Origin of the sequence: Wolbachia endosymbiont of Drosophila bocki, from assembly GCF_028982005.1 — a bacterium.
Classification (GTDB): domain Bacteria; phylum Pseudomonadota; class Alphaproteobacteria; order Rickettsiales; family Anaplasmataceae; genus Wolbachia; species Wolbachia pipientis.
This window is the reverse complement of the sequence record NZ_JAPQLG010000104.1, coordinates 1-10,226: the sequence shown is the minus strand read 5'-3', so window position 1 is coordinate 10,226 and position 10,226 is coordinate 1. Positions and strand designations below refer to the sequence as shown.

Annotated in this window: 10 protein-coding genes and 1 tRNA gene; 6 read left to right on the top strand and 5 right to left on the bottom strand. The window is 35.0% G+C overall.

Going from position 1 to position 10,226, the window contains the following annotated elements:
• The first annotated feature begins 7 nt into the window (after positions 1-7).
• From OZD61_RS02195 to OZD61_RS02185, 3 genes are all read left to right on the top strand, one after another.
• Positions 8-202, top strand: a complete 195-nt coding sequence (locus OZD61_RS02195) for a hypothetical protein (RefSeq protein ID WP_274979686.1) — start codon at positions 8-10, stop codon at positions 200-202.
• Positions 199-1,491, top strand: a complete 1,293-nt coding sequence (gene purB / locus OZD61_RS02190; protein WP_038250082.1) for an adenylosuccinate lyase — start codon at positions 199-201, stop codon at positions 1,489-1,491. Before OZD61_RS02195 ends, purB begins: the two co-directional genes overlap by 4 nt.
• A tRNA-Met gene (locus tag OZD61_RS02185) sits at positions 1,491-1,563 on the top strand. The genes purB and OZD61_RS02185 overlap by 1 nt, the downstream gene beginning before the upstream one ends.
• A gap of 170 nt (positions 1,564-1,733) precedes the next feature.
• On the opposite strand, the gene OZD61_RS02180 is transcribed toward OZD61_RS02185, so the two are convergent.
• Positions 1,734-3,014, bottom strand: a complete 1,281-nt coding sequence (locus OZD61_RS02180; RefSeq protein WP_274979684.1) for an iron-containing alcohol dehydrogenase — start codon at positions 3,012-3,014, stop codon at positions 1,734-1,736.
• Positions 3,015-3,056: 42 nt separating this feature from the next.
• Between OZD61_RS02180 and dapE the strand changes: the two genes are divergently transcribed.
• Positions 3,057-4,253, top strand: a complete 1,197-nt coding sequence (gene dapE / locus OZD61_RS02175; protein ID WP_274979683.1) for a succinyl-diaminopimelate desuccinylase — start codon at positions 3,057-3,059, stop codon at positions 4,251-4,253.
• A 117-nt stretch (positions 4,254-4,370) separates the two neighbouring features.
• Here the strand turns inward: dapE and nth are convergent, their stop codons facing one another.
• Both nth and icd read right to left on the bottom strand, forming a co-directional pair.
• The gene (gene nth / locus OZD61_RS02170; RefSeq protein ID WP_274979685.1) at positions 4,371-5,009 is read right to left on the bottom strand and encodes an endonuclease III; all 639 of its coding nucleotides are present in this window, start codon (positions 5,007-5,009) and stop codon (positions 4,371-4,373) included.
• 27 nt (positions 5,010-5,036) lie between these two features.
• The gene (gene icd / locus OZD61_RS02165; protein ID WP_274979682.1) at positions 5,037-6,464 is read right to left on the bottom strand and encodes an isocitrate dehydrogenase; all 1,428 of its coding nucleotides are present in this window, start codon (positions 6,462-6,464) and stop codon (positions 5,037-5,039) included.
• Between the two features lie 145 nt (positions 6,465-6,609).
• Here icd and OZD61_RS02160 point away from each other — a divergent pair, with 145 nt between their 5' ends.
• Positions 6,610-7,125 (top strand): RDD family protein, encoded by a 516-nt coding sequence (locus OZD61_RS02160; protein WP_274979681.1) that lies wholly within the window; start codon positions 6,610-6,612, stop codon positions 7,123-7,125.
• Between the two features lie 22 nt (positions 7,126-7,147).
• Positions 7,148-7,624, top strand: coding sequence for an RDD family protein (locus OZD61_RS02155; protein ID WP_006279800.1), 477 nt, complete (start codon positions 7,148-7,150; stop codon positions 7,622-7,624).
• 166 nt (positions 7,625-7,790) lie between these two features.
• Here the strand turns inward: OZD61_RS02155 and rho are convergent, their stop codons facing one another.
• Positions 7,791-9,194, bottom strand: coding sequence for a transcription termination factor Rho (gene rho, locus OZD61_RS02150; RefSeq protein ID WP_274979680.1), 1,404 nt, complete (start codon positions 9,192-9,194; stop codon positions 7,791-7,793).
• Between the two features lie 199 nt (positions 9,195-9,393).
• Positions 9,394-9,996, bottom strand: a complete 603-nt coding sequence (locus OZD61_RS02145) for a cell cycle transcriptional regulator TrcR (protein ID WP_274979679.1) — start codon at positions 9,994-9,996, stop codon at positions 9,394-9,396.
• Positions 9,997-10,226 lie beyond the last annotated feature (230 nt).

Genomic DNA, 10,226 nt, shown 5'->3' with positions numbered 1-10,226 from the left:
TAGCTTCATGAATTTATTGTACGTTACCTACTATCCGAAGAGCGATGCAACAAAGCCCACTGGGATCCAGTTTATTTCATCATGGACATTATTTTATGCTTCTAGAATCCGTTGTCCATTGAATAATTTGCAAATACTTTTATATCTGGATTCCAGTGTCACGCACTGGAATGACACCATTATTGGAATAAATCAAAAATGATTCCCCGCTATAGCAGAAAAGAAATGTCTTCCATTTGGGAGGAAAATAATAAATTTAATATATGGCTTAAAATAGAAAAATTAGCGTGTGAAGCTCAAGCAAAGTTAGGAGTGATTCCGAATAATATTGCTGAGAACCTCTCTGGTGCTATTGAATTTGATGTTGAATGTATCAACGAAATTGAATCCATTGTAAAACATGATGTTATAGCTTTTCTGACATATGTTGCTGAAAAAGCGGGAGTTGATGTTCGTTATCTTCATTATGGAATGACAAGTTCTGATGTTTTGGATACATGCCTTGCGGTGCAACTGAAAGAGTCCTGTGATATTTTGCTCGAGAATCTAAAAAATTTACTTGCAGCATTGAAAAAAAAAGCTGAGGACTATAAAGATATTGTTTGTGTTGGACGCAGTCACGGAATGCATGCAGAACCAACAACTCTTGGAATAAAATTTGCCAGATTTTATGCTGAATTTAAACGCAATTATCAGAGATTAATTAGCGCGCAAAAAGAGATCTCTATTTGTAAAATATCAGGTGCAGTAGGCAATTTTGCAAATGTTGATCCGTTTGTTGAAGAATATGTAGCGAAAGAAATAGGACTCATACCTGAAATCATATCGTCTCAAGTCATTCCTCGTGATAGACATGCTATGTTCTTTTCAGTTTTGGGAGTGATTGCAAGCTCAATAGAAAATGTTGCTGTTGAAATTCGTCATTTGCAAAGAACTGAAATCGGCGAAATTTCTGAGCATTTTTCCACTGGGCAGAAGGGAAGCTCTGCTATGCCACACAAATGTAATCCTATTTTAAGTGAAAATCTGACTGGACTCTCACGTTTAATACGCAGTTATGTTTTTCCTGCGTTAGAAAATGTTGCATTGTGGCACGAACGCGATATATCACACTCGTCTGTGGAAAGATGCATTGCTCCTGATGCTTGTATAACAATGGATTTTGCTTTAGTGCGATTAACAGATTTGATAGATAAATTGGTGATCAATAAGGAAAACATTGAAAAGAACTTAAATTCTTCAAAAGGTTTAGTTTTCTCACAGCGTGTATTGCTTGAGTTAGTAAATAGTGGTTTGGCGAGGGAAGAGGCGTATAAAATTGTTCAGAGCAATGCAATGAAAGTGAAACAAAACAACAGTGATTTTCTGGCCGAATTGAAACAAGATAAACCCTTACTTAAGGTTATTAACTCGGAAAAACTTGAATCTTTGTTTGATTTGAAGTATTATACGAAACATATAGATCGTGTGTATAATAAGGTTTTTAATTAGGCTGAGTAGCTCAGTTGGTAGAGCAGGAGGATCATAATCTCTTGGTCGGGGGTTCAAGTCCCTCCTCAGCCACTCGAACTAAACTATGTTTAGCAAAGCAGTGCTATTGGTGAAACCCAGTGTCAGTTACTTGGAATGAGTTGTATATCCACTCAGGTGAGGAGACAATGGATAAGAGATTGTGAAAAGGGTTTAGCTTTTGGCCTATGATCTCTTTAAATGACAGAATTTCACTACAAAACTTAACTTTCTTCTGTGCAGTTAGCTAAGTCAAGAAAGGTGAATCTATCTCTTGTTGTAAACGCAAGATCGACCACTTTACAATATTGTTCTTTATTCCAACCGAGGTGCTCTGGTAAGTGTGGAATTGATAGATCTTCAAATATTTTTTGCAGGTGTTTTGCAGGTAGTAAATTTTGCTTAATTAAACTGGAAATATTATGCCATTCTTTACAAATAATCTCTTGGATTTTTTGCTGCATAATTTGCTTCTGTTCAAAAGTTCTTACAAATTCGATATTATCAAAGCACTGAGTTATATGTTTTACATCTAAAGTGGTCGGTTTGATAATCGGGTTTTGTATTGATAATATCTTTTCCTGCAAATTAGCCATGGTAATCGTCGTAACAGCAATTTTTTCGCCATGTAGTAAGGAATGATCTCTTGTTACCATTTCCATTGCGTGAGCTATCATATGCTCTCCTTGGCTTGCAGAATAGCTGCCTTTTGATATTACCATTCCAAGTCCTGAAATTAGTAGAACTTCCATAAGTAATAGGACCACTTTTCTACTTCTTTTAGTAAGCGCCGTATACTCTCTTAGCAAAATTTGCTCCAAATCGCGAACAAGTGTAAAAGGTAATTCATTGTATTCTGTGCCAAGCAACAAATGAGATAGTAGCCAGTCAGCCTGAACTGTTGAACGACAAATGAAATCTGCAAATCCGCTTAATGTGAGACGCAGTGGTGCATTGGCAAGTATGTCTATATCTATATATACTGCTCTTGGAAGATGTGCTTTGAACGATTTTTTATATCCATTTACTAATATTGAAGCATTTGCAGAGGTATATCCATTCATAGAAGCGGCTGTTGGGAACGATATATAATCTTTTTTCTCGAGGTAGCTTGCATATTTGCAGATATCGTTAACAATGCCGCTACCAAATGCAACTATTAAGTCACTGTCTTTTGCTTTGTTTCTAACTAGATTTACGGTTTCAAGAGAGGCAGCTCTGCTTGGTGTCATGCAAGTAGCTGACACTGGGATCCAGGAAAACAACTTATGGATTCCAGTGTCACGCGCTGGAATGACAGGTGGAGCTGGAATAATTAAGTTAGGAATTTTATTAAGTACGTTTTTGTTTAAAAGTTTTGCTGTATTTTTATCTGCAACTAGAAAGACGTCATTTCCGTGTCGTGTGCATATTTCATAGATATCATCAGCAAGGTAGTAATCTGTTATTACTTCCCTTAGAAAAGTTTGTTCAGTTTGATGTAATATTTGTTTTAAATAGTGCATAGAGTGTTTACAATATAGCAGTATAAGTATTTTAAGATTGACATGAAAATTGACCCTGTAGAGCTAACTAGGAAATTGATCTCTTTTGAGAGTATAACACCAGAAGACAGCGGGGCAATAGAGTATATAGCAACAATCTTCAAGAAGAGCGGCTTTGATTGTGAGATTTTAGAATTTGGTGATAAAGTTAAAAATCTTTATGCGAAATATATAAATGGAGTACCAAATTTGTGCTTTGCTGGGCACGTTGATGTTGTACCACCGGGTCAGTTAAAAGATTGGGCATTTGGTCCATTTAATCCAGAAGTGAGGGATGGAATGCTATATGGAAGAGGGGCCGCTGATATGAAAAGCGGAGTAGCTGCATTTATTGCTGCTATGGTAAATTTGATTGCAGAGAAGTTTCAATTTAATGGTTCGATAAGTGCATTGATTACCAGTGCTGAAGAAAGCATGGAAGAATATGGAACAAAGGCAGTTTTGGAATGGATGAAAAATAAGCAGAAAAAGATAGATTTTTGTGTGGTTGGCGAACCAACCAGTAGTAAGAAATTAGGTGATACCATAAAAATAGGCAGAAGAGGTTCTGTAACATTTGAATTAATTTGCCATGGAAAACAAGGGCACGTTGCCTACCCAGACCTAGCAGACAATCCAATATATAAGGTAATATCGACATTGAGTAAGGTAAAAAATACTACTTTTGATCATGGTAATAAATATTTTCAGCCTTCACATTGCGAAGTTACTACTATCGATGTTGGAAATAATACTAGCAATCTAATACCTGGCTCAGCAACTACACGTTTTAACATTCGATATAACAATGAACAAACACCGGGTGGCTTATATAAGCTGATTGATGAAATATGCTCTAGTGTAACCAACGATTATAAGCTTTTTATGCATAGCAGCAGGGACGTTTTCCTCTCTACTCCCGATAGGAATACTGATATTATGCTTGATGCAATAAATAAATTTACCAGTATTGATGCTGCGTTGAGCACAAGTGGTGGCACATCTGACGCTGCGTTTATCAAAGATGTTTGTCCAGTGATTGAATTTGGTATAATCAACAAAACTGCACATCAGATAAACGAATGCGTATCAGTAAACGATATACACAAGTTAACAGCTATATATAAGGAATTTATAGAAAATTATTTCAATCCCACTAATAAAATATTGAATCAGGTCAACGTGGTTAGTAATATACCTAGTGGTCCATTGTTAGCTTAGATGTAATCAGATCTCTTGCATAACTGTTGTTTGAATAATGACTTGTATCATTCCAGCAAAATGTGTCAAGTAAGTTTTTTCGTTTCTATAGCTACTTGGATGACAAAAGAAGAAATACTAGACTTTATACCTTTTGCACTCAAATTCACATAAATCATGAATTATGCACGTTTCACACGAAGGTTTCTGTGCTTTGCAAACATATCTACCATGCAAAACTAGCCAATGATGAGCATAAAGCAGGTATTTTTTGGGAACCACATTTAAAAGAGATTGCTCTGTTTTAAACACATCTTTTTCTTTCACAAGCCCAATTCTATTGCTCACTCTAAAAACGTGAGTATCAACTGCCAATGTTGGAATGCCAAGCCCCGAATTTAAGAACACATTAGCGCTCTTTCTCCCCACTCCAGGCAAAGACACCAAATCATCAAAATTAGTAGGTACTTTGCTGTTGTATCGTTCTACCAATATTTTACTAAGCCCAATTATATTTTTTGCTTTGGAATTATATAAACCAATACTGCTTATGCATTTTTTCAGCTCACTCTGCCCAAAGCTCAGCATTTTTTCTGGCGTATCAGCGATATTAAATAGTTCTCTTGTAATTTTATTAACGCTTACATCAGTTGTCCGCGCTGATAAAACTATCGCAACCAGTAACGTAAAATGATTGGTATAATTTAGCTCTATTTTTGACGCAGGATTTGATTGTTGAAACTTTTCAAATATTAGTTCTACTTTTTTTGAGTCCATTTCATTTACCACACCTCTTTTAAATATTTAAACAAAGAACCCCTCTTTCCCATCATACAAATACAATTTGTCCATTCTCACCACGTCAAAATTGTGTTCTTCAAGTTTGATTAGCAAGTTATTCACATCACTATTTGTAATAGCTTGCTTTTCATTATTTGCGATAAACCTACAGGTTATTTGATCACTTGAAGGTTTTGAGTTTCCTGGCCAAATCGCAAGACCTTTTGAGTATATTGCTATCATTTGCAGATTACTCGATTCAAATAACCTAACTATTTGGTCAAAGTTGCTGGATTTGTCCCAAGCAAGCGCTATATCACTACCTACTAGCTTTTTGGTTTTATAGTCCTGTTCATAGCTATTTTGTATTTCACTTATTTTGCTATTTGTACTGCTACCGACTGTAAGCTCAGATAATGTTTTCGGTTTTTTTCCTAGATTATCTATAACGGCTTCTGCAAATTCTTTGGTACCAATTTTCTGTTTACTCTTTTTCTCTTTATATAAATCGGCGGCATGTATTCCATCCTCCAAAGTCTTGAGCCATGCATCGTAAATTAGTTTTGCAGTACTCACTTGACTGATGTAGACCAACATATGCACTGCAGCATTCAAAAGTCCAGAAGGATTAGCTATGTTTTTTCCTGCAATATCAGGAGCAGAACCGTGCACTGCTTCAAACATTGCATATTCATTACCTATATTGCTACTTCCAGCGAGTCCAACAGATCCAGAGGTTTGCGCCACAATGTCCGATAATATATCGCCATATAAGTTCTCGGTTACTATAACATCGAAATTCTCCGGTTCTGTGGCAACGCGTGCCATCCCAATATCGACTATATAATGTTCTGCCTTTATGTCCGGGTATTCCTTTGCAATACGATCAAACGCCGCATGGAAAGTTCCGTCAGTCATTTTCATTATGTTATCTTTAGTAAGACAAGTTACCTTCTTTCTACTATGTTTTTTTGCATATTCAAAAGCGTACCTGCATATTTTTTCTGAGCCGGATCTAGTAATAATTTTAGTGCATTGGTAAGAGTCACCAGTGAGCCTGTGCTCTATTCCGGTGTAAACGTCCTCTTCATTTTCACGTATTACTACGATATCAAACTTATCGAATTTATTTTCTATAACAGGATGATATGAAATGCATGGTCTGATATTTGCATATAACCCTAGGTTCTTTCTGAGCGCTACATTTAAGCTTTTGTGGCCTTTACCTTGAGGAGTTGTTGTCGGAGATTTTAATAATATTTTTGTCCTTTCAATTGATTCCCAACCACTTGGAGAAATTCCGTGAGACCATTCTTTACTGTAAACACGCTCACCTATTTCAATAATATCTATTGAGATTTTCGCTTCTGCTTCGTGCAATATCGACAGCACCGCTTCCATAATTTCTGGCCCGATACCGTCGCCATATGCAACTGTGATTGGTGTTGACATAACTTCCCTAACTGTAAATGATTTAATGTTAATTCAAATAATAGAGTGACACAAGTAGCTAATATTACCCAAATTAGTATATTTACGGTTATTTAATAACGTATTTTTATATTATATGATGATATTATGAAATATAGGTGGGGTTATGAATACTGAAATAAATGTTAAAGTAAATTATGTAGGGTTTGCAAGGCGTATTGTGGCAGAAGTACTTGACTTTCTCATATTTTCTCCTGATTTTATCTATGTTGTATTTATGTTATTAAGTGATGAAGATTTTGTTCAGGAAATTGAACAACTAGTAACAACAATATCACTTGTAGCTTATATAACGACCTCAACATTAGTACTAACAGTATTCAAAATATTAATGATAACAAAACTTAGTGGTACCCCAGGAAAACTATTGTGTGGTATGCATATTAAAAATGCTAATACATTTACAAATGCTACCCTAATGCAAGCAACAATAAGATGTATTTCTAAGGGAAGCATCTGGATTATTTTTCGCTTTTTGCTTCGTCTGCATTATCATGGTTATACTTTTCTATATCTTTTAATTGTGCTAATTTTATTTTTGTTTGCAGTATTTGATCAACGCAAACAGACTTTTTACGATAAAATTGCAAAAACAGTAGTGATAGACTATAAATCTAGTTGATATTTTTCTTTATAGGTAGTACATGGATAAAAAAGTAAACTACTCAACGATGACAAGACGTACTCTAGCATTTATAGTTGATTGTATTTTATTTATCGCAATACCATTTGGTTTAATGGCGGTGGGTTTCTCACTTACACACGCAATACAAGGGATCATGGGTGCAATAATTGTAATCACCACGATTGTATTTTCTTTATTTTTAATGATACCATGTATATTTCATATATTCATGCTAGTAAAATTTGGCGGCACTCCAGGACACTTGTTATTTAGCATGCGTGTAAAAGACAAAGATACATTTGAGTCAATCACTACAATGCAAGCAATGAAAAGGACTATAGCTCTTTTTATAATTTATTGCATATCACTTTGTAATCCCATTTTATTCTTAGCTATACTAATCTTAGTTTTAGTATGTGCAGTAGGTGATGAACATAAACAAGCTTTTCACGACAAAATTGCAAACACGGTAGTGATAGATTATAAACCTAGTTGATATTTTCCTTTAGCTGTCTGCCACCAAGGGTGTCATTCCAGTGTCACGCGCTAACTTAAGGTAAATTGCCAACTTAACTATAAATATATTTTGGTAAATCCAAACTATTTTAGCTATAAGAGCGTTTTACTTTTTGCTCAGCATATCCATCATAACTGGCTTACTTTTAGTGATTCATGGAGTTAAAAAAGTCAGCATTGCTCTTTGTTAAAAGTAGTTTGTCACGTAAAAATTCCATTGCTTCAACGGGTCCCATAGGATTGAGTATCCTACGCACCACCCATATTTTATTTAGTATAGCCTTATCAACTAATAGCTCTTCCTTCCTTGTTCCGGATTTTGTAATATCAATAGCTGGAAATATACGTTTATCAGAAAGTTTTCTATCAAGTATGATCTCAGCATTCCCTGTACCTTTAAACTCTTCAAAAATAACTTCATCCATTTTTGAACCAGTCTCTATAAGAGCTGTGGCGATTATAGTTAAAGAACCCCCATTCTCAATATTACGAGCTGCTCCAAAAAAGCGTTTTGGTCTCTGCAGTGCGTTTGAATCTACACCACCAGTTAGAACTTTCCCAGACGAAGGAATAACCGCATTATAAGCACGTGCAAGTCTAGTAATACTGTCAAGTAGAATTACCACATCTTTTTTATGCTCAACCATTCTTTTAGCTTTTTCTATTACTATTTCAGCAAGCTGTACGTGACGGTAAGCAGGCTCATCGAACGTAGAACTTACTACCTCACCTTTTACAGAACGTATCATATCTGTTACTTCTTCAGGTCTTTCACCTATAAGTAACACTATTAATTCTACTTCAGGGTGATTTATAGCTATAGAGTTAGCCATTTGCTGAAGCAATACAGTTTTTCCTGTGCGAGGTGGAGCAACTACTAACGCTCTTTGCCCTTTTCCAAGAGGAGCTACTATATCTATAGCACGCATGCTTAAGCCTTTTTTATCATCACCATTATTACACTCAAGTACTATGCTTTCCTCAGGATAAAGAGGAAGCAAATTATCAAAATGGACGTACTTTCTTAATTCACTTACTTCAGTAGAGTTTATACTTTGAACCTTAGTTAAAGTAAAATATCTCTCTTTATCACCAGGTGGCCTTATTTCTCCATATGCCATATCTCCTGTACGTAAATTAAACTTCTTTATTTGCCCGTTAGAAATATAAACATCATCGGTACTTGGGGCATAATTTGCACTTGCTGAACGTAAGAAACCAAAACCATCAGGCAACATTTCCACTATTCCACTCCCTGTGGTTATGCCTCCTTCTTCACTCATTTTTTTCATTAAGCTGAATATTATTTCCTGCTTTAGCATTCTACCATTGCTTTTACCGTTAGTTGAAATTTTTCTTTCTTCAGCTAACTCTAACAATTCTTCTGCTGTTTTCTCTTTTAATTCGCTCAGATCTAATGTTTTTCTGTTTTTCTCAGTACCTTCATTGACCATCTGTTTTACTGTATCGTTATTGTAAATTTGCTCACTTTTTTCAGGTTGAGCTGTAACCTTTCCTTTTGCCAAAACATCTTCATTGATTGTTGTCATAATCCTCGAAAAATTTTAATTGATGCTTACTAACCTAAAATGTGACTACAAGATAATAAATTAGGCTGAGTTAGTTTCAGTGCGTACTAAGCTTAATTATCATTAAACCCCGTACTTTACTTACATTATACTAATAAACACTAGCAAGTCAAGTTAATTTAATGTTAACAAAACACAAAAATTTGAGGATTTTCAATAGCTATTCTTTATATTTTTTTAACCTTTCTTGCTTCTCCTCTTCTACTTTTGCTTTTTCCACTTCTGCTTCTAAATTTTCTTGACTACATAAGCCGAGTAGTACAGGATCTTGGGGTTTTATATTTTGCATGTTATGATGAGATCCATCTCTTACCTGCTCAACTGTGTAATTTGTTGTACTAATTAATTTAGCTATAACGTTATCGTCCAAGATAGGAAATTTTTTTACTAAATAATAAATCGCATCAGGTTTATCTCTACGTCTTGCCGTAGAGGCAAAGCCAAGAATGCTACCAATCGCTTTACTTCTTTTTTTTATATTTTTTATAATCAAATTTGGTACACGATTTGAATTTTTTTTGCAATCATCGATTTCTTTTTCAGTAATTATTCCAGAAATAATAGGGTTATATTTTTCTACTTCTATTTCCTCATCAGCTATGTCTTGTACTTCTTCAAGGGCCAATCTGCAACATTGTGCTATTTGATTAAAAGTTAAACCAGTGTTGTCTACTAACCAAGCAGCTATTTGCACTAGAAACTGTTTATTTCTATCGTTATTGCCCTTAGAAGATTCCATTGACATCAAAAAAGCATCTCCCATTTAAAGTATCCCTTACTGTTATACAGAGCTAAAATATAAACTATTAAAACTAAAAAAGCATTAATTTTGTCATTCAATAACTTTTTGTTTGTCACTTCCCACCTCTTAAGTTAATTAAATGCGCTTACCTTTGAGCATATTTCAAACAAAATATTTCCCCTTCCTAAGAACCTGTTAAGGATCTCGAAAATATGAGGTAAGATAAGCATAGTTAAGAAAGAGGTATATCT